This is a genomic window from Halomonas bluephagenesis, from assembly GCF_054790765.1.
In genome coordinates, this window is sequence record NZ_CP133631.1 from 441,064 (window position 1) to 460,036 (window position 18,973).

Here is an 18,973-nt window from a genome sequence, read left to right on the forward strand (position 1 = left end):
CCTTGGCCAGTACCGCCACTTAATACGGCGATTAGAGTTAAAGTGTGGCTTATATTGCCTTAACCAGCACCCAATACAGGACAGTAGACTGCACAGGTGAGTACAATGCCACTATTGTACCGAGCATCAGGTGGTCATGAGCAAACGTAAATTAAGTCGCCAACAACAGTGGCGAGTCGATAAAGTCCAAGCGGAACGTGCACAACGTGCTGAAAAGCGTGATGTGAAAGACGCTGAAAAACTTGCCGCTGGCGAATATGGTGCCGAACAACCGGGCCGAGTCATGGCTCACTTCGGGCGAACATTAGAAGTGCGTGATGCCGATGGTACGCCCGTACGCTGCCACCTTCGTGCGAACCTGGATGGCTTAGTCACCGGCGACCGGGTGATTTGGCGGGCAGGCCAAGATGGTTCCGGCGTCGTCGTGGCCCGAGAGGAGCGCGACAGTGTGCTTAAGCGCCCAGATCCACGGGGCCAGCTAAAACCAGTGGCGGCCAACATTGATCAATTACTGATCGTCTTTGCGGTAGAGCCCGCCCCGCACCCTAACCTGATTGACCGATATCTAGTTGCTGCCGAAGCCACAGGCATTGCCCCCGTGCTGGTGCTCAACAAAACCGACCTGCTGCCAGAAGATGGTGGCAAGCTGGGACAATTGCTTGAACGCTACCGATCTCTGGGCTACACCGTGGTTCGCACCACCACTGCCAATGAAGCTGGCTTAGATGAATTGCGCCAGCAACTTGAAGGGCGAACATCGGTGTTTGTCGGCCAGAGTGGCGTTGGCAAATCATCACTGATTGATCTGCTGCTACCCGACGAAACCTTGCGCATTGGCGCGCTGTCAGAAGATTCGCGCAAAGGCACTCACACCACCACCACCGCTCGGCTTTATGCAATGAGTAGTGATGAAGTGACTGACGGCGAGCTCATTGACTCCCCTGGTATTCGCGAGTTTGGTTTGATCCATCTTGATGAACAGGAAGTTACCGATGGATTTATTGAGTTTCATCCGTTCATTGGTCACTGCCGCTTCAGAGATTGCCGCCACCGCAACGAACCGGGCTGCGCTTTACTTGAAGCAGTCGAGGCAGGCAAGATTCATCCAGAACGTTTTGCCAGCTATCGACGCATTCTCGATAGCTTAAACGCATAATTTTTATTAGCTTGATGCCTGACATGTCACTTGCTAAGGATAGGGAGCTGTCAATGAGCAACGTTAGCCATTCATCGGAAACTAATCTATTACCGCTGATTGTTGAGCCCGAGCAGCTTCAAGAGCACCTGGATGATCCGCAATTGCTGATTATCGATGTACCAGCGAATGGCGATAGCTATCGCCACGGCCATGTACCAGGTGCCATTTACCTTGATTTTCGCTACCTAATGCGTGGCGAAGGACCGGTACCCAATGACGTGCCCAGCACTGAGTTCCTCTCACGGCTGTTCAGCGCACTTGGCCTAACACGAGATACTCACGTCATCGCTTACGACGATGAAGGCGGAGGCTGGGCAGCGCGACTGCTATGGACGCTGGAGCTAATCGGTCACACCCGTTACTCCTATTTGAATGGCGGCATCCATGCATGGAGAGACTCCGGCTTGGAAGAAAGCTCCGAACCTACCCCCCCAACACCAAGTGAGTACCGAGCGGAGATCTTAAACCCGCATGCCTTAATCACCTGCGACGAAATCAAACAAAAGCTCGAGGATAAACAGTTCGCCGTGTGGGATGCCCGTTCTAAAGGCGAGTTTGATGGTGAAAAGGGCAATAACAAGCACCTTGGCCATATCCCCGGTGCAGTCAACATGGATTGGCTTGACGCCATGGATCGCAACCGCGCACTTCGCATCCGCGATTATGCTGAGCTAATGACCGAACTAGGCGCGCTCGGCCTAACGCCCGAAATGGAAATTGCCACTCATTGCCAAAGCCATCACCGCAGCAGCTTCACGTGGTTAGTCGGCAAAGCGTTGGGCTTTAATATACGTGGCTATGCGGGTTCTTGGGGCGAATGGGGCAACCGCAACGACACACCGATTGAGAAGTGAAAATATTACTGTGACCCTTTCCCAAAAAGCATTTTCCCTCATTCAGTATCCACTTCCTCACCATGCGCTTTCGCGCTTAACAGGTAAGCTCGCTCAGTGCGACGCCACCTCGGTGAAGGACAAATTAATTAAGGCGTTTATCAAACGTTTTGACGTGGATATGAGCCAAGCGCTGGAGCCAGACCCCACCGCTTATACAACTTTCAACGACTTCTTTACCCGCGCGCTGAAAGACGGTGCTCGCCCATTGGGCGAGGGCCTGCTAAGCCCTGCTGATGGCACCTTGTCACAATTCGGTCGTTTACAGGCAGGTCAGTTAGTACAAGCGAAGGGCCACACATTTTCTGCCCAAACCCTGTTAGGTGGCGACAGCGCGCTAGCTGAAGAGTTTATGGGCGGCAGTTTTGCGACGGTTTACCTCTCCCCTCGCGATTATCACCGCGTACATATGCCGGCCACGGGCACATTACGCGAGATGATCTACGTGCCAGGGCGACTCTTTTCGGTCAACCAAGCAACCGCTAACTACGTGCCAGGGCTGTTTGCTCGTAACGAGCGTTTGGTTTGCATTTTTGATACCGAGCACGGCCCAATGGCCATGGTATTGGTAGGTGCGATGATTGTCGCGGCTATTGAGACTGTCTGGGCAGGCCAGGTGACACCGCTTTCAGGCCACCCCCAGCGCATGCGTTTCGGGCAGCCAATCACGCTTGAAAGAGGAGCTGAAATGGGCCGCTTCAAGCTTGGTTCAACAGTGGTAATGTGCTTCGCCAAGCCGGTGGCTTTTGAAGATAATCCGTTAGGTGCCAAGGTGCATATGGGCCAGACCCTAGGCGCGCCTTAAAACGCCAGCAATTAACGCTAGCAATTAGGTGTTGAGAAGGTAAGCACGTCTTCCAGACGTGCTTTACCAAGCGCCAGTTGAATAAGACGATCCATGCCCAGTGCTACCCCTGCACTTTCCGGCATTCCATGATGCAGCGCTGCTAGCAGTTGCTCATCACAATCTACTTCAGGCAAGCCTAAACGGCGACGCTCGGCATTGTCTTCACTAAAACGCAGTCGCTGCTCTTCAGCATCAATCAGTTCGTCATAGCCATTTGCCAGTTCAATACCACTGAGATAAAGCTCGAAACGAGAGGCTACCCACTCACCGTCTGCATCTTGATGGCGGCGCGCCAGGGCCGCCTGGCTGGCGGGGTAATCTACGACCACGCTTAGTTCGTTTTGGCCAAGTGTTGGCTCAATCACCATACTCATTAACAGATCTAGACAGGTATCGCGCCCCTCTTCTGCAAGCGCGTGCGCTTGCATTTGGCCACGCTCTGTAGCCAAAGCACGTAGTGTGTCAATAGACGTCGTAAAGGGGTCTACCGCCAAGTAGGTATGAAACAGCTCTCGGTAGCGATAATGAACTACTGGGCCTGCAAAGCTCGGCAGTACGTTGGCAACCAGCGTGGTCGTCTCATCAATCAGCTGTGACAAGGCAAATCCAGGGCGGTACCACTCAAGCATGGTGAACTCAATATTATGGCGGCTGCCAATTTCACCATCGCGGAAACTTTTAGCAAGCTGAAAGATTGGCCCGCTGCCAGCGGCCAATAATCGCTTCATATGAAACTCTGGCGACGTTTGCAGCCATAGCCTGCGCTGGCCTTTATCAGTTCGTGCCAAGCTGGAGAGCGAGACTAAGTGCACATCGGTGCTCCCACCTTGCCCCAACACCGGTGTTTCTACCTCAAGTACACCGCGCTCAGCAAAAAAAGCACGCACCCCAGCGATTAAGCGCGCACGCTCGCGCAACGTTTCGATACTTGCCGTTGGCTGCCAGTTAGCCGTCATTTACGTCTCCCCAATGCTATAAAGCCACGTATAGCTATTACGTGGCTTTATAAAGTAGATGCTTTCGCGGCTAACTATCCCCCGGTCACTCAAGCAGCGCTTATAGTCAAAAAACGCTTATGCCCGAGAAACATAGTCGCCAGAACGCGTATCAATCTTCAGTACTTCACCCTGGTTGATAAACAACGGTACGCGGACAACAGCACCCGATGACAGCGTTGCAGGCTTGGAACCACCCTGGGCAGTATCACCTTTCAAACCTGGATCCGTCTCAACCACTTCCAGTTCAATGAAGTTGGGTGGCGTCACGGAAATCGCTTTGTCGTTCCAAAGCGTAATAATATAGGGCACCTGCTCCTTGAGCCATTTTTCAGTATCGCCCAAGGCTTTCTTTTCAACAGCGTACTGTTCAAAGGAGCCATCTGTTTTCATGAAATGCCACATATCGCCGTCGGTGTAGAGATATTCCATCTCTAAATCCATGACATCGGCACCTTCCAGCGAGTCTCCGGATTTGAAAGTACGCTCACCAACACGGCCAGTCATCAGGTTACGTAGCTTAACGCGGTTAAATGCCTGCCCCTTGCCTGGCTTGACCAGTTCGTTCTCGACGATGGAACAAGGATCGCCGTCGAGCATTACTTTCAAACCGCCCTTGAATTCATTGGTAGAATAGTTCGCCATGATGCCTCTCAGTGTTTTATTTCAGTAACGTAGTGCGCGAAGCCATGCTTCTCCGTTGATAATGTCGTTGTAAGCGTCGTCTAATAAGTGCGCGCATGATAACCCGAAGGAGGGCTTTTTTGCAGGAGAACATTATTATCGCTGATAAGCGCCCGTCTACCCAGACTTACGCGTCATGGCAGCGGCAGCTTTCCCAAGCGATTCGCGACCCGGCCACTTTGTGCAAGCACTTGAACTTGGACGAAAGCTGGCTACCTGGTGCTTCTGCTGGGCACCAGCTGTTTGAGATCTGTGTGCCAGACGCCTATCTTACGCGTATTGTACCCAACGACCCCAATGACCCACTGCTCCGCCAAGTGCTTCCGGTCAGCGATGAAGCCTTGAAACCGCAAGGTTACGTCACCGACCCACTAGAAGAAGCGGAGCACCAGCCCGTTAAAGGGCTCATCCATAAGTACGCTGGCCGCGTGCTGTTAATTGCCAGCCCCGCTTGTGCAATTAACTGCCGCTACTGCTTCCGCCGCCATTTTCCTTATAGCGACAGTTCGCCGTCCAGAGCGCAGTGGCAAGAAGCACTGGACTACTTGCGCGGCGACACAACCCTTCACGAAGCGATTCTTTCTGGCGGTGATCCGCTTGCTGCCAACGACCGTCAACTGGCGTGGCTAGTTGAACAGCTCGAAAGCATCCCACACCTTAAGCGGCTGCGCATTCATACTCGCCTACCCGTAGTGATCCCCGACCGGGTTGATGACGCCCTTCTTGGCTGGCTAACGTCGACGCGTTTGCAAAAAGTCATGGTGCTGCATATTAACCACGCCAATGAGATTGACCAAGCGGTCATCGATGCCTGCACACGCTTAAAGCAAGCGGGTGTCACCCTGCTGAACCAAAGCGTGTTACTGCGCGGAATAAACGATAGCGTCAGCACGCTGGCCACTCTGTCTGAACGCCTGTTTGAAGCAGGGGTGCTGCCTTACTACTTGCATGTGGTCGACCCTGTGCAAGGCGCCGCCCATTTTGACGTGCCCGATGAGGAAGCCAAAGCGCTTATTAACCGGTTGCTTGAACACTTGCCAGGTTTCTTGATGCCCCGCTTAGTGCGCGAAGTGCCTGGCAAAGCCAGCAAGACGCCGCTGTCGCTATCATAAACATATTGACTACCTATAAAGAGGCCAACGCCTCCTTATAGGTATGCTAGCAATCACTTTAAATCGGGGGATTTAGCCTAGCGTTTCTGCAGTGACATTGGCAGGCGGCGCTTGGGTGGAGTGGTGGCGGTTAATGGCACTAAGCACACCTTTCATAGACGCGCTGGTGATGCTTTCGTCGCTGCCCACACCAAACACTGCTTTGCCATCAATGCGCACCTCGACATAGGCGATTGCTTCAGCATCAGCCCCTTGTCCGCGGGAGTGCTCATGGTAGTCGATTATTTCCACGTCCTGACCGCTAGCCGCTAGCGCTTTGATAAAGGCAGCCAGTGGGCCATTGCCCTCGCCGGTTACCGTTTGGCGCTCGCCACTGCTTTCCAGTATCGCTTCAAGCGCAACTTTTGGGCTTTCTGGCTCAGAAGAGAGGCGATGGCTAATCAACACCAGCGGCGAATGCTGCTCCAGGTACTCGTCAGCAAACGCCTGGTAAATCATTTGTGAGGTAATTTCACGCCCAGTGCGATCAGCGACTTCTTGGACTACTTGGCTAAATTCAATCGACAGCCTGCGCGGCAGTTCAATGCCGTGCTCTTGCTCCAGCAGATAGGAAATACCGCCTTTACCAGACTGACTGTTAACGCGAATCACCGCTTCATAGCTGCGCCCCACATCCAGCGGATCGATGGGTAAGTATGGTACATCCCAAGATGCTTCAGGATGGGCACGACGATCAGCCATGCCTTTTTTAATCGCATCCTGGTGCGACCCTGAAAACGCGGTAAATACTAAATCGCCGACGTAGGGATGGCGTGGATGAACGGGTAACTGGTTGCAGTACTCCACCTCGCGCATGATGGGCGTAATGTTGGAGAAGTCCAGATTCGGGTGAACGCCTTGAGTGTAAAGGTTCATAGCAAGCGTCACGATATCCACGTTACCAGTACGCTCGCCATTGCCAAACAGCGTACCTTCCACCCGATCAGCACCGGCCATTAGCGTCAATTCTGCTGCCGCTACGCCAGTACCGCGGTCATTATGCGGGTGCACACTGACAATTAACGTGTCGCGCTTTTTCACATGGCGACAGAACCATTCAATTTGATCGGCATAGTTATTGGGTGTTGCGACTTCTACGGTGGCCGGTAAATTGACGATCATACGGTTATCAATGCTAGGCCCAAAGGTATCCATTACCGCTTCGACAATCTCTACCGCAAAGTCCATCTCCGTGGTGGTGAATAGTTCAGGCGAGTACTGGAAGGTCCAGTGAGTCTCTGGATTAGCGGCCATTAAATCGCGAATTTGCGCCGTCGCATCAACCGCGATCTGAACGCACTCTGTTTTATCTACATTAAACACTCCCCGCCGAAACATCGGGTCGGTGGCATTGTAGACGTGCACAATGGCGTTTTTAGCGCCTTTAAGAGCTTCAAACGTGCGTTCAATTAAATGCGGACGCGCCTGGGTCAGCACTTGAATCGTCACATCATCAGGGATTTTATCCTGCTCTATCAACGAACGGACAAAGTCGAAGTCAGTTTGCGAGGCCGATGGAAAACCCACCTCAATTTCTTTAAAACCAACTTTCAACAGCAGGTCAAACAAACGCTGCTTGCGCTCTTGATCCATGGGGTCGATTAACGACTGGTTGCCATCACGAAGGTCTACGCTGCACCACATTGGCGGCACTTGGATGCGCTGGCTAGGCCAATGGCGGTCAGGCAAGTCAACGGCCACGAAGGGGCGATATTTTTTAGAAGGGTCGGACAACATCATGGCGGCGCTCCTTTCGTTACTCTGTTTTTGGCAACTCTGTTTTTGGCAACCCTGTTTTAGACTGGTCGGCCTGGTCACTTGAAGTTGATGGAGTGCCTTTATGGGCCATGGCAGCCTCCATACGATCAAGCTGGGCTTTTAACGTATGCACGTCGCTACGCAACGCTTGAAGTTGGGCAGAGTCCCCTTCACCACTATCTAAATCTAGCTGGGCACTCTCTTTTTGCATGACGTCCAGCACAATGCCAATCATCATATTGAGGAAAATAAACGCGTTAAGAAAAATAAAGGTTAGGAAATAAATCCACGCATAAGGATAGACCTCCATCGTTGGATAAAGTACAGCGGTTGCCCAGCTCTCAAACGTCGCCACTTGGAACAGCGTCAACATAGCAAGGGCAATATTCCCCCAAAGGCCTTCATCAACATTGTGGAACAGAAAGCTTCCCACAGCGCCATAGATGTAGAAGATAATAAACATCAACAGTACAACATAGCCCATGCGGGGTATGGATTTCACCAGCGCTACCAACAGCATTTGCAGCTCAGGAATCATCGATACCAAGCGTAAAACGCGGAATATTCGCAGCAAGCGTGCCAGCAGCACCATCTCCGAATCGTCCATCGGTATCAGGCTTGCGGTCACTATCAAGAAGTCGAAAACATTCCAGCCTTTCTTAAAAAAGCTGACTAAGTTGCGCTCGGCTGCCATTCTGATCAAAATCTCAATCAGAAAGAACACGGTTACCGCAATATCTAGATAAACCAGCCACTGCTCTATCCGGGAGGTTTCCTCATAGGTTTTCGCGCCTATCACCAGCGCGGAAATCACAATGATGGAAATCACTAATCCTTCAAACAGCTTGTTGCTACGCAGTTTTTCGAAGCGGGCTTGCCAGGTATTGAATGGTTCACTCATGGAACGAGGAGTCTCTAAACGGTTAACGGCATCACTTTATACTAAAATCACGCACTTACTATACAAGTGATACCCTGCTGTTTCACTTGATGTATCTCCGTCACCCAGGTACCTATCGCGACCTTGGTATTCTATGATTTTTTGCGCTGGATAAGCCCATGACACTGCTGTGGATAGCCTTACTGCCCCTGCTAGGCGTGCTGGTGCCGGCATTAACTGCCCAACGCGGCCGCACCTTGTGCTCGCTGGCGACAAGCATACTGCCCGCTGTTGCCCTGCTGCTGACACTGTTGCAGATCCCTGCCCTGTTAGAAGGTGAAGCGCTGCGTTTTAACGCGGTATGGATGCCCGAGCTAGGCCTAGAGCTGGCATTTCGATTAGATGGCCTGTCACTGCTCTTTAATCTGCTGATTTTGGGCATCGGCCTTCTGATTATATTGTATGCCCATTTTTACCTAGCCAAAGATGAGCCATTTGGACGTTTTTACGCGTTTCTCATGCTATTTATGGCATCGATGGTAGGTATTTCAATGTCAGACAACCTCATCTTACTCTGGTTATTCTGGGAACTAACCAGTCTTTCATCATTTTTGTTGATTGGCTTTTGGTCCTACCGCAGTGATGCCCGTAAAGGTGCCCGCATGGCACTTACCGTTACTGGTGCCGGTGGTTTGGCCCTGCTAGCAGGCATACTGCTGCTGGGCGATATGGCGGGGAGCTACCGAATGGACGATGTACTCAGCAGTGGTGCTGCGATCGTAGCCGACCCGCGCTATCCACTGATGCTTGGTCTGGTCCTACTCGGTGCATTCACCAAATCAGCGCAGTTTCCCTTCCAGTTTTGGCTACCTCATGCCATGGCAGCCCCAACGCCAGTCTCAGCGTATCTGCACTCTGCCACTATGGTGAAAGCGGGTATTTTTCTAATGGCGCGGTTGCATCCTGCCATTGCTGGTAGCGAACTTTGGAGCGTAGTGGTGCCATTAATAGGCACTATCACGCTGCTCTACGGCGCTTGGTTTGCTCTATTCAAGACCGACCTCAAGGGAATTCTGGCGTTCTCAACCGTCAGTCATCTAGGCTTGATCACCGTATTATTGGGTATTGGTAGTCCAATGGCGGTGCTAGCAGCCCTGTTTCATATTTTGAATCATGCCACCTTCAAAGCCGCCCTGTTTATGAGCGCAGGGATTATCGATCATGAAACGGGCACCCGAGAACTCAAGCAACTTGGGGGTCTGAAAAAGGCCATGCCTGTTACAGCGCTACTGACCACCCTGGCCGCCGCTGCTATGGCAGGTGTACCGCTATTTAATGGTTTTCTTTCTAAAGAGATGTTCTTTACCGAAACGCTAGCCACCCCGGTACTAGGTGGACTTAGTTGGTTACTCCCTGCGCTGGCAGCGTTAGGGGGCATTCTTTCAGTGGCTTATTCAGTGCGCTTGGTGCATGCGGTTTTTTACAAACCCGCTAAAGAAGCAACACCTAAAGCTCCTCACGAGCCACCGCATTTAATGCGTCTGCCTGTGGAAGTTCTAGTGGCACTTTGTGTCTTAGTCGGGCTCTTCCCCGCTTTCTTTGCCACTGGCATTTTGCAACTGGCGACCCAAGCCGTACTGGGCGAGCCGCTTGATTTCCATTTGGCTATTTGGCACGGCGTCAACCTCCCCTTAATCATGAGTGCGCTGGCTTTTGTTGCGGGAATTGCGCTGTATTGGCGCCATGCTGATCTACGCCGTTTCGTGCAGCCATTTGCCAGTGTTGATGCGCGCCGCGTTTTTGAGCGTTTTATCGTCACACTCGGTTATCGGGCCGAACAACTGATCACCAAGCTTGAAGGCAACTCACTTCAGCGCTACATGGGTTGGCTGCTTTTCGCGGCGTTACTGATGGGCGTGATTGGCTTGGCAAACATTGACGACTTAACTGGCTCAAAAGGCAATCAGCCGATTGATGGCATTGTTTTGTTAGGTGCAGGCATGCTGATATTTGGGGGAGTGGCAACCGCTGCCACCCATCGATACCGGTTAATTTCATTACTGATGCTTTCGGTCGTAGGCTTATTCGTTGCACTCACCTTTGCACGCTTTTCTGCCCCAGACCTGGCACTGACTCAGCTATCAGTAGAGGTTGTTACCATGATATTGCTGATGTTAGCGCTGTTTTTCTTACCCCAAAAAACACCACGCGAATCGAGCCCTAAGCGCAACATACGGGATATGTTACTGGCAGGCGCACTAGGCTTAGTGGTGGCTAGCCTTAACTATGCGGTGATGACGCGTGAAACGCTGTCGATTTCTGAGTTTTTTGTTGAAAACAGTAAACCTGGCGGCGGCGGCTACAACGTCGTCAACGTGATCCTGGTCGACTTCCGTGGCTTCGATACGCTTGGCGAGATTACGGTACTGGCCATTGCAGGTTTAGCGATTTTTAAACTATTAAACCGACTACGCCTGTTTATCCCTCATAGCGATGGCGAAGGTCGCGTGTGGTCACCTGATCGCTATCCCGCCATTTTAACGTCGATTTCAATGACGTTACTGCCACTAGCGCTGCTGGTTTCTGCGTTTATCTTCTTGCGCGGCCATAATCAACCTGGCGGCGGTTTTATCGCTGGCTTGATTACCGCTGTCGCGCTTATCTTGCTGTATATGGCGCGCGGTGTGGAATGGGCGCAAGAACGCCTTAACTTCCCCTTCCAGCCGGTTGCCGTGGTAGGGGTGGCCATTGCAACACTCACGGGGCTAGGCAGTTGGCTGTTGGGCTACCCGTTTCTAACATCGTCTTTCGGTTACTTTACGTTGCCACTGGTTGGCACCTTTGAGCTGGCCACCGCACTGCTATTCGATCTCGGCGTTTACTTAGCCGTTGTTGGTGCAACACTGATGATTCTTGCCAATCTGGGTAAAGTCACCACACCCCATCGGCCCGTCACAGACCCAAAAGCCACCGATAATTCGTATACGCCCAATGACAAGGAGTCTCTCTAATGGAAATGCTCTATGCCATTACGACGGGCATATTAACCGCGTGTGGACTCTATTTAACGCTGCGGGGACGCACCTTTCCGGTCGTGGTTGGTCTGACGCTGCTCTCCTATGCGGTCAACCTGTTTTTGTTTTCCATGGGTGGCTTGACTACGGACGGAGCTGCACTGGTAAATGAAAGCACGAACATTGCTGACCCGCTGCCCCAGGCACTGGTGTTGACAGCGATCGTCATTGGTTTTGCGATGACCGCCTTTGTGGTCATCCTGGCCATGCGTGCACGCAGCGAAGTGGGTAACGACCATGTCGACGGCAAAAAGGAAGACCACGAATGATTCAACACCTGATTGTTTTACCCGTGGTGCTACCGTTAGTCGCGGGCATTTTGTTGCTTTATCAACGCCAAGGATTAGTACGCTATAAGCGCGCGGTTAGCGTTGTCGCCTCTGTGCTCTTGTTATTCGTCTCAATTGCACTGGTCAACCAAGCAGCGAGTGGCGACATTACTTACTACGCGCTGGGCGACTGGCAGCCACCGTTTGGCGTAGTGCTGGTGCTTGATCGATTGTCGGCATTAATGGTGTTAGTGACCGCTATTCTGGCGGTCGGTGCGGTCATTTTTGCCTGCGGCGGTGATGATGAAAAAGGCAGTAACTTTCACGGCCTGTTTCAATGGCAGTTGCTAGGCATTAACGGTGCTTTTTTAACCGGCGACCTGTTTAATCTCTTCGTCTTTTTCGAAGTGTTGCTGCTAGCCTCTTACGCGTTACTACTGCATGGCGGAGGCAAAGCACGCATCCAGGCCAGTGTTCACTATGTCGTGCTCAACTTAGCGGGCTCTTCGCTGTTTCTGATTGCCGTGGGCATTCTATATGGTGCAACGGGTACGCTGAACATGGCCGACATGGCTCACAAACTGGCCAACCTGCCTGCTGAGCGCGAAGGCTTAGTCACCGCAGGGGCATTGATGCTGCTAGTGGTTTTCGGTTTAAAAGCGGCTATTTTGCCCCTCTACTTTTGGCTGCCCCGCGCTTATGCAGCAGCGCCTGCGCCAGTGGCAGCGTTATTCGCCATTATGACGAAGGTGGGTATTTACGCGATTTTGCGTGTTTATTCACTGATATTCAGCGATCAGGCGGGTGGTTTAGTGGCGCTAGAGCAGCCCTGGGTATGGTGGTTAGCACTCGCAACGTTAGCCGCAGCAGGTGTCGGCGTTATGGCCGCACGTGATTTGCGCCTGTTAATAGCGTACCTGGTACTTATCTCGGTAGGTACGCTACTGGCCGGAATTGGCATGCGTTCCCCTGCTGCGACATCAGCACTGCTTTATTATCTTATTCACACTACGTTGATTACCGGCGGGCTCTTTCTACTGGCCGAAATGATTGGCCTTCAGCGGGGTAAACCTGGCACACGCATTGTTAAAGGCCGCCCATTGATACAAGGAAATGCCCTGGCGATTACCTTTTTTATCGGTGCCATTGCCGTGGCGGGTTTACCACCGCTATCCGGGGCGCTCGGGAAAGCACTGATGCTTAATGCCGCAGAAGGTAGTGAGCGTGTGTGGCTTTGGCCACTACTGCTATTAACGAGTCTCGCGTCATTAATTGCACTATCTCGCGCAGGCTCTACGCTGTTTTGGCGCAGCCACCGTGGCAGCCCAAGCGGCAGCTCCCTCTCTCGCTACCAATGGATTGGCATGCTGTGGCTGCTCAGCGCGGCACCACTAATGGTGATCTTTGCAGGGCCTGTGAGTAGCTATACTCAAGCCACGGGAGAGCAGCTGGCAAACCCACAGCTGTTGATTAATACGCTTCTGCCTGATGCTGGAGACGCCCAATGATTGCCCCCCGCGCTTGGCTTCCTACGCCGGTACTATCACTGCTGCTGCTATTAGTATGGCTATTACTCGTGCGTAGCTTTGCGTTTGGTCAGATTGTGCTAGGCGGCGCGCTGGCCATCCTCATTCCGTTATTGACCCACCGCTTTTGGGATGCACGTCCGCGCATTGGTAAACCGTTCAAACTGTTGCGTTTTGGGCTTCGCGTACTAGGCGATATCGTGACCGCCAATTTCGAGGTGGCGTACTTAATTGCTAACCCCTGGCGTAAGGTCAAACCCCACTTTATTGAATATCCGCTGATGCTTGAAGAGCGGTTCACTATTACGCTACTCGCCAGCACCATCAGTCTTACACCAGGCACCGTCTCGGCAAATTTACGCATGGACGGTAAATCGCTACTTATTCATGCACTTAATGTGAACGATGAGGACGCCTTAATTGCCCAAATACGCGAGCGCTATGAGCGTCCACTTAAGGAGATTTACGAATGCTAAGCGCTGCACTGGTGATTACCTTAGCGCTGGTGGTAATGGCGCTATTGATGAATCTTTATCGCTTAACCATTGGCCCTGACCTGCCAGACCGTGTGTTGGCGCTCGACACCATGTATGTCAATTCGATTGCGCTGATCGTGCTGCTGGGACTATGGCTCAACACCAAGACTTATTTTGAGTCTGCGTTGTTAATTGCCATGCTCGGCTTTATCAGCACGGTGGCAGTATGTAAGTACATTTTACGCGGGGATATTATCGAATGAACCGTGTAACGTCTCAGGAGATGCGCCAATGTCGTTTTTTGTCGAAGCGCTAATTTCACTACTGTTAGTAGCAGGCGGTATTTTCGTCTTTATCGGCTCGCTGGGTCTCGCCCACTTAAGAGACTTCTACATGCGCCTGCATGGCCCCACCAAAGCCACCACGCTTGGTATAGGCTGTATGCTTGTCGCCTCAATGGGTTACTTTTGGAGCATCGACGGTAAACCTGACGCGCAAGAACTGTTGATTACTCTGTTTTTGTTCATTACTGCACCGGTTAGCGCTCACTTGCTCGCTAAAACGGGCCTCCACATGCAGCTCAAGCACGCTGACAAAACCCAGGGCAAACCGGTAGAACTGCGTTCAGAAGAAGTAGGTGAAAAACCCGTACCGCACCCTGATAAGGGGCACGGCTGAAAGATAAGGACATCCGTTCTTGATCGCTAAGCGCTGGCTGAAACGCCGGCGCTTTTTATACTTCAAAGGCGCGAGACAGTAGTGGGAAGCGACACTTTCCGGTAAGCTCCTTGCGTTTTGTTAGCCTGTTTTGAGGTAATTATATGTGGAGCCTGCTTAGGTTGTCGGCGCTGTCATTAACCACGTTGATGATAGCGGGTTGCTCAGACCCCAAAATAGACACAAGCTCAATGCCAGCCGCCGTTGTCTCCGTTGAGAAAGTGCGTGATTCACTCCCCACCTACAAACGTGATGAGTTCGACCAGGCACTCACTATTATTGCCATGTCATCGTTTAGCGGCATCGATTTACTTAATGCCCAACGTATGAATGCCGCCGAAATTGCCGAGTCAGCGAACGCCTACATGCATGGCCTTACGGGCGATGAGGTGATAGAACGCGCCGACAAAATGCTGCGTGAACGTCGCGCCCGCGAACGCGAGCAGGCGCTACAAACACTTGATCGCCTAGAAACCAAACAGGCTAGCGCTGCACACGACCAACAGCAACGCGCCCAGGTAAGCATTGAAAGTGCCGATTACTACATCAGCACAAGCCCCTACGGCGCATTTGAACCTGTGATTGACCTTCAAGTCACCAATGGCTCTGAGCAGGTGATTTCAGAATTATTTTTACATGGCGTATTGACCAGTCCAGACCGCGAGACACCGTGGGTCGACGAGAAATTTTACTATGTTATTGCTGGCGGCCTAGCGCCCGGCGAGACCGCACAGTGGAGCCTTGCACCCAACCGCTTCGGTCCCTGGGGAAATAACCAGATCCCCCGTAATACGGAGCTAACCTTAACACTGCAAGGGATAAATGATGCGCAAGGCGAGCCCCTCTGGAATTCACCACCGCTTAGCGAAAATGAAACCGCAAAACTAGAAGCGCTGCGTGCTGAATATGGCGGTGTTAATGCCCATACTGTCAACTAACCAGAGGCGGTGCTAAGACACCGCCTGTTCGTTTGGCAGCACTCTTAATCAGTCGATTAGATCTGCCTCTCGATACCCGATTAAATACAGCACCGCATCAATTCCCAACGTTGAAATTGCTTGGCGGGCTTGCGCACGAACCACAGGCTTGGCACGAAATGCGATCCCAAGGCCCGCTTTCGCCAGCATTTTAAGGTCGTTGGCACCATCGCCGACGGCAATAGTCTGCTCTAAGGTAAAGCCTTCCCGTAGCGCAATTTGTTCCAAAAGGTCGGCTTTGCGCTGTGCATCGACAATCGGCTCTTTTACTTCACCGGTCACTTTGCCGTTTTCAATCACCAGCTCGTTGGCGTGGATTTCGTCAAAGCCGAGCTTATCCTGAAGATGACGAGCGAAGTAGGTAAAGCCCCCCGACAGTATCACTGTGCGGTAACCAAAACGCTTTAAGTTCGCCATCAGCCGTTCGACGCCGTCCATCAGCGGCAGTTCGGCGGCAATCTCCTTCAAGACCGACTCATCCAAACCGGCTAGCTTACTCATACGCTCGCGGAAGCTTTCCTGAAAATCCAACTCGCCCCGCATCGCTCGCTCGGTCACGTCGGCGACTTCATCTCCGACCCCATGGCGGCGAGCCAGCTCATCAATCACCTCGGTCTTGATCAGCGTCGAATCCATATCAAAACACACTAAACGACGATGCCGACGCCAGATAGAGTCTTCTTGAATAGCAATATCGACACCATGCTGAGCACCTAGCGCTAAGGCCTTTTCACGTAGAGCTTCTAGCTCCGCATCGCTTCCCCTGAGCCAACACTCAACGCAAGCACCGTTAGCAGGCGAGTCACCTTCAAGCGCTTCTCGGCCTGAAAGGCGATGGATAAGTTCAACGGTGAGACCAAACTCAGCAGTCAGCGCACCTACTTCAGCTAATATACCAGCAGGTAACTTAGGGGCTAGCAGGCTTAAAATCAGTCTTGGTTGACTGGCCTGCTCGCTCCAGCGCTGATAATCGTCACCACTCACCGCAATTGCTTGTACGTCTAACGCTAGCGTATCCCCCGCTTCACTCAGGGCAGCTTCCAAAGCGCTGTCCTGATCAAGCCCCACCAGCATTTCCAAAGAGAGCATGCCAAACGTCACGCTTTGATTAATATCCAACAGCCGAGCGCCTCCCGCCGCCAACGCCTTACCCAGGCCAGCCAACTGCCCTGGGCGCGCAACCCCGGACGCACGAATCAAATAGCGTGTTGCCATGACTTACTCCCCTGCCTCTAAACAATCTACTTTTTGGAAACCGCGCGGCAGTTTGCTGCCTCGCCTACCGCGTTCACCACGATAATACGCGAGATCGTCAGCTTTCAGGGTTAGCTTACGCTTACCTGTATGAATAATAAGCTCACCACCGTCTGCCACAACGGCAATATCACGCACAAACTCTTCACGACGCGCCGCGCGTGGGCCTGGGATATCGAGCATTTTATTGCCTTTCCCTTTGGCCATTTCAGGCAGTTGGTCTAACGGGAACAGCAGCAACCTGCCTTCATTGGAAACCGATGCCACCCAATGTCCTTCGCCTTCCGGCACTTCCACGGGGGGCATAACGCTGCACCCTTTAGGCACGCTAAGCACCGCTTTACCGGCTTTATTTTTACCTGTCAGGGCTTCAAGCTGCGCGACAAAACCATAGCCACCATCACTGGCCAACACGTAGCGCTTTGTCGGCGGCGCCAGCATTAACCCTGCCATTCGCGCCCCTGCCGACACGTTGACCCGTCCAGTGACCGGTTCCCCCTGGCCTCTGGCGCTGGGCAAGTTATGCGCCGCCAGGGTATAAGCGCGGCCAGTGTCGTCTAACAACACCAAAGGTTGGTTGGTTTTACCACGAGCCGCCAATTGGAAACTGTCGCCTGCTTTATAGGAGAGCCCTTCAGGATCGATATCATGGCCTTTCGCCGCACGAATCCAACCTTTATCCGATAGCACCACAGTAATCGGGTCAGCACCTAATAGCTCTACTTCAGAGAGGGCTTTCGCTTCAGTACGCTCAACCAGCGGCGAACGACGCGCATCACCATGCTCTTTACCCGCCGCACGGATCTCTTTTTCAATTAATGTGGTTAGCTTCGCTTCACTACCCAGCAGACCTTGCAGCGACTTGCGTTCTTTCTCAAGCTCATCTTGCTCGCCGCGAATTTTCATCTCTTCTAGCTTGGCAAGATGGCGCAATCGCAGTTCTAAAATCGCTTCGGCTTGCCGCTCAGAAAGACCAAAAGCAGCGATCAACGCAGACTTAGGCTCATCCTCTTCACGAATAATACGGATCACTTCGTCAAGGTCGAGATAAGCTGTCAGTAAGCCTTCTAGAATATGCAGGCGATCTTCGACTTTACCTAAACGATGCTCTAAACGACGGCGTACTGTCGCTCGCCGAAAGCGCAGCCACTCGCTCAGCATATCGGGGAGCGGCATCACGCGGGGGCGGCCATCCAGGCCGATCACGTTCATGTTCACCCGCACGTTCTTTTCTAAATCCGTGGTGGCGAACAGGTGCGCCATTAACGATTCAACATCCACACGGTTAGAGCGCGGCTCAATCACTAAGCGGGTAGGCTCTTCATGGGTGGACTCATCGCGCAGATCGGCCACCATTGGCAGCTTTTTGGCCTGCATTTGCGCGGCGATCTGCTCTAACACCTTGGCACCACTGACCTGGTAAGGCACGGCGGTAATCACGATATTGGCCTCTTCGCGCACATAGCGGGCGCGCAGCTTGACCGAGCCACGTCCAGATTCGTAGAGCTTTCGCAGATCTTCCCTGGGCGTGATAATTTCCGCATCAGTGGGAAAATCCGGCGCAGGCACAAATTCCATCAGATCGACAGTAGTTGCTTCCGGATTCCGCAACAGATGACAAGTTGCCTCTACTACCTCAGACACGTTGTGAGGCGGAATATCGGTTGCCATCCCGACCGCGATACCCGTACCGCCATTGAGCAGCACGTGAGGCAAACGAGCAGGAAGCACTACCGGCTCTTGCATCGTGCCATCGAAGTTAGGAGTCCAGTCCACGTTACCCTGCCCTAACTCACTGAGCAGCACTTCAGCAAACTTGGAAAGTTTGGCCTCGGTGTAGCGCATGGCAGCAAAGGATTTGGGGTCATCAGGGCTACCCCAGTTACCTTGCCCATCCACCAGCGGATAACGATAGCTAAACGACTGGGCCATTAGCACCATCGCTTCATAACAAGCGCTATCGCCATGGGGGTGAAACTTACCCAGCACATCACCGACGGTACGTGCCGACTTTTTGTACTTGGCATTGGCGTGCAGCGCCAACTCACGCATGGCGTAAATAATCCGCCGCTGCACGGGTTTCATCCCATCGCCAATATTGGGCAAGGCGCGGTCTAAAATGACGTACATCGAGTAGTCGAGGTACGCTTTTTCGGTGTAATCGCGCAGGGACAGCCGTTCGACGTCACCCTCTGCTACCTGAATATCCATGTCGATCATATCCTACCTTGACAACAAACCCGCCCCAGTCGGGGCGGCTGATAAGCGGACACG

Annotated in this window: 17 protein-coding genes; 11 read left to right on the plus strand and 6 right to left on the minus strand. The window is 52.5% G+C overall.

The window, feature by feature from the left end; translation table 11 throughout:
* Positions 1-136: 136 nt before the first annotated feature.
* Genes rsgA through asd form a run of 3 tightly spaced genes read left to right on the plus strand, consistent with a single transcriptional unit; the run spans position 137 to position 2,896 of the window.
* The gene (gene rsgA / locus REH51_RS02085; protein WP_009721932.1) at positions 137-1,156 is read left to right on the plus strand and encodes a small ribosomal subunit biogenesis GTPase RsgA; all 1,020 of its coding nucleotides are present in this window, start codon (positions 137-139) and stop codon (positions 1,154-1,156) included.
* 53 nt (positions 1,157-1,209) lie between these two features.
* Positions 1,210-2,052 carry a sulfurtransferase gene (locus REH51_RS02090; protein ID WP_009721931.1) on the plus strand — a complete coding sequence of 281 codons (843 nt, stop codon included), beginning with the start codon at positions 1,210-1,212 and terminating at the stop codon, positions 2,050-2,052.
* A 10-nt stretch (positions 2,053-2,062) separates the two neighbouring features.
* Positions 2,063-2,896, plus strand: a complete 834-nt coding sequence (asd, locus tag REH51_RS02095) for an archaetidylserine decarboxylase (protein WP_009721930.1) — start codon at positions 2,063-2,065, stop codon at positions 2,894-2,896.
* Positions 2,897-2,913: 17 nt separating this feature from the next.
* On the opposite strand, the gene epmA is transcribed toward asd, so the two are convergent.
* A complete protein-coding gene (gene epmA / locus REH51_RS02100) occupies positions 2,914-3,894 on the minus strand; it encodes an EF-P lysine aminoacylase EpmA (protein ID WP_009721929.1) in 981 nt (326 codons plus the stop codon).
* Positions 3,895-4,011: 117 nt separating this feature from the next.
* Positions 4,012-4,578 (minus strand): elongation factor P, encoded by a 567-nt coding sequence (efp, locus tag REH51_RS02105; protein ID WP_009721928.1) that lies wholly within the window; start codon positions 4,576-4,578, stop codon positions 4,012-4,014.
* A 119-nt stretch (positions 4,579-4,697) separates the two neighbouring features.
* On the opposite strand from efp, the gene epmB reads away from it, so the two are divergent.
* Positions 4,698-5,729 carry an EF-P beta-lysylation protein EpmB gene (epmB, locus tag REH51_RS02110; protein WP_009721927.1) on the plus strand — a complete coding sequence of 344 codons (1,032 nt, stop codon included), beginning with the start codon at positions 4,698-4,700 and terminating at the stop codon, positions 5,727-5,729.
* Positions 5,730-5,801: 72 nt separating this feature from the next.
* Here the strand turns inward: epmB and leuA are convergent, their stop codons facing one another.
* Positions 5,802-7,508 carry a 2-isopropylmalate synthase gene (leuA, locus tag REH51_RS02115; protein WP_498936728.1) on the minus strand — a complete coding sequence of 569 codons (1,707 nt, stop codon included), beginning with the start codon at positions 7,506-7,508 and terminating at the stop codon, positions 5,802-5,804.
* 16 nt (positions 7,509-7,524) lie between these two features.
* Positions 7,525-8,427: an ion transporter gene (locus REH51_RS02120; RefSeq protein ID WP_498936730.1), complete on the minus strand. Its 903-nt coding sequence runs from the start codon at positions 8,425-8,427 to the stop codon at positions 7,525-7,527.
* Positions 8,428-8,585: 158 nt separating this feature from the next.
* On the opposite strand from REH51_RS02120, the gene REH51_RS02125 reads away from it, so the two are divergent.
* The 7 genes from REH51_RS02125 (at position 8,586) to REH51_RS02155 (ending at position 15,406) form a co-directional block, all read left to right on the plus strand.
* Positions 8,586-11,417, plus strand: a complete 2,832-nt coding sequence (locus tag REH51_RS02125) for a monovalent cation/H+ antiporter subunit A (protein WP_009721924.1) — start codon at positions 8,586-8,588, stop codon at positions 11,415-11,417.
* Entirely contained in the window at positions 11,417-11,749 is a 333-nt protein-coding gene (locus tag REH51_RS02130) for a Na+/H+ antiporter subunit C (RefSeq protein ID WP_009721923.1), read from the plus strand. Before REH51_RS02125 ends, REH51_RS02130 begins: the two co-directional genes overlap by 1 nt.
* Positions 11,746-13,257 (plus strand): monovalent cation/H+ antiporter subunit D, encoded by a 1,512-nt coding sequence (locus tag REH51_RS02135; RefSeq protein WP_009721922.1) that lies wholly within the window; start codon positions 11,746-11,748, stop codon positions 13,255-13,257. Before REH51_RS02130 ends, REH51_RS02135 begins: the two co-directional genes overlap by 4 nt.
* The gene (locus REH51_RS02140; RefSeq protein ID WP_009721921.1) at positions 13,254-13,751 is read left to right on the plus strand and encodes a Na+/H+ antiporter subunit E; all 498 of its coding nucleotides are present in this window, start codon (positions 13,254-13,256) and stop codon (positions 13,749-13,751) included. Before REH51_RS02135 ends, REH51_RS02140 begins: the two co-directional genes overlap by 4 nt.
* Entirely contained in the window at positions 13,745-14,014 is a 270-nt protein-coding gene (locus REH51_RS02145) for a K+/H+ antiporter subunit F (RefSeq protein WP_009721920.1), read from the plus strand. Before REH51_RS02140 ends, REH51_RS02145 begins: the two co-directional genes overlap by 7 nt.
* A 28-nt stretch (positions 14,015-14,042) precedes the next feature.
* A complete protein-coding gene (locus tag REH51_RS02150) occupies positions 14,043-14,429 on the plus strand; it encodes a Na+/H+ antiporter subunit G (protein ID WP_009721919.1) in 387 nt (128 codons plus the stop codon).
* 143 nt (positions 14,430-14,572) lie between these two features.
* Positions 14,573-15,406: a DUF6694 family lipoprotein gene (locus REH51_RS02155; RefSeq protein WP_234667755.1), complete on the plus strand. Its 834-nt coding sequence runs from the start codon at positions 14,573-14,575 to the stop codon at positions 15,404-15,406.
* Positions 15,407-15,454: 48 nt separating this feature from the next.
* On the opposite strand, the gene serB is transcribed toward REH51_RS02155, so the two are convergent.
* Both serB and parC read right to left on the minus strand, forming a co-directional pair.
* On the minus strand, positions 15,455-16,660 hold the full coding sequence (gene serB / locus REH51_RS02160) for a phosphoserine phosphatase SerB (RefSeq protein ID WP_009721917.1): 1,206 nt from the start codon (positions 16,658-16,660) through the stop codon (positions 15,455-15,457).
* 3 nt (positions 16,661-16,663) lie between these two features.
* Positions 16,664-18,919: a DNA topoisomerase IV subunit A gene (gene parC, locus REH51_RS02165; RefSeq protein WP_234667752.1), complete on the minus strand. Its 2,256-nt coding sequence runs from the start codon at positions 18,917-18,919 to the stop codon at positions 16,664-16,666.
* Positions 18,920-18,973: the final 54 nt, after the last annotated feature.

Bases quoted from the DNA above. Each gene is read 5' to 3' on its own strand.
- REH51_RS02130 (WP_009721923.1), top strand. From the start codon at position 11,417: ATGGAAATGCTCTATGCCATTACGACGGGCATATTAACCGCGTGTGGA.
- REH51_RS02140 (WP_009721921.1), top strand. From the start codon at position 13,254: ATGATTGCCCCCCGCGCTTGGCTTCCTACGCCGGTACTATCACTGCTG.
- REH51_RS02120 (WP_498936730.1), bottom strand. From the start codon at position 8,427: ATGAGTGAACCATTCAATACCTGGCAAGCCCGCTTCGAAAAACTGCGT.
- REH51_RS02135 (WP_009721922.1), top strand. From the start codon at position 11,746: ATGATTCAACACCTGATTGTTTTACCCGTGGTGCTACCGTTAGTCGCG.
- REH51_RS02145 (WP_009721920.1), top strand. From the start codon at position 13,745: ATGCTAAGCGCTGCACTGGTGATTACCTTAGCGCTGGTGGTAATGGCG.
- efp (WP_009721928.1), bottom strand. From the start codon at position 4,578: ATGGCGAACTATTCTACCAATGAATTCAAGGGCGGTTTGAAAGTAATG.
- rsgA (WP_009721932.1), top strand. From the start codon at position 137: ATGAGCAAACGTAAATTAAGTCGCCAACAACAGTGGCGAGTCGATAAA.
- leuA (WP_498936728.1), bottom strand. From the start codon at position 7,508: ATGATGTTGTCCGACCCTTCTAAAAAATATCGCCCCTTCGTGGCCGTT.
- epmA (WP_009721929.1), bottom strand. From the start codon at position 3,894: ATGACGGCTAACTGGCAGCCAACGGCAAGTATCGAAACGTTGCGCGAG.
- REH51_RS02150 (WP_009721919.1), top strand. From the start codon at position 14,043: ATGTCGTTTTTTGTCGAAGCGCTAATTTCACTACTGTTAGTAGCAGGC.
- REH51_RS02155 (WP_234667755.1), top strand. From the start codon at position 14,573: ATGTGGAGCCTGCTTAGGTTGTCGGCGCTGTCATTAACCACGTTGATG.
- parC (WP_234667752.1), bottom strand. From the start codon at position 18,919: ATGATCGACATGGATATTCAGGTAGCAGAGGGTGACGTCGAACGGCTG.
- REH51_RS02125 (WP_009721924.1), top strand. From the start codon at position 8,586: ATGACACTGCTGTGGATAGCCTTACTGCCCCTGCTAGGCGTGCTGGTG.
- REH51_RS02090 (WP_009721931.1), top strand. From the start codon at position 1,210: ATGAGCAACGTTAGCCATTCATCGGAAACTAATCTATTACCGCTGATT.
- serB (WP_009721917.1), bottom strand. From the start codon at position 16,660: ATGGCAACACGCTATTTGATTCGTGCGTCCGGGGTTGCGCGCCCAGGG.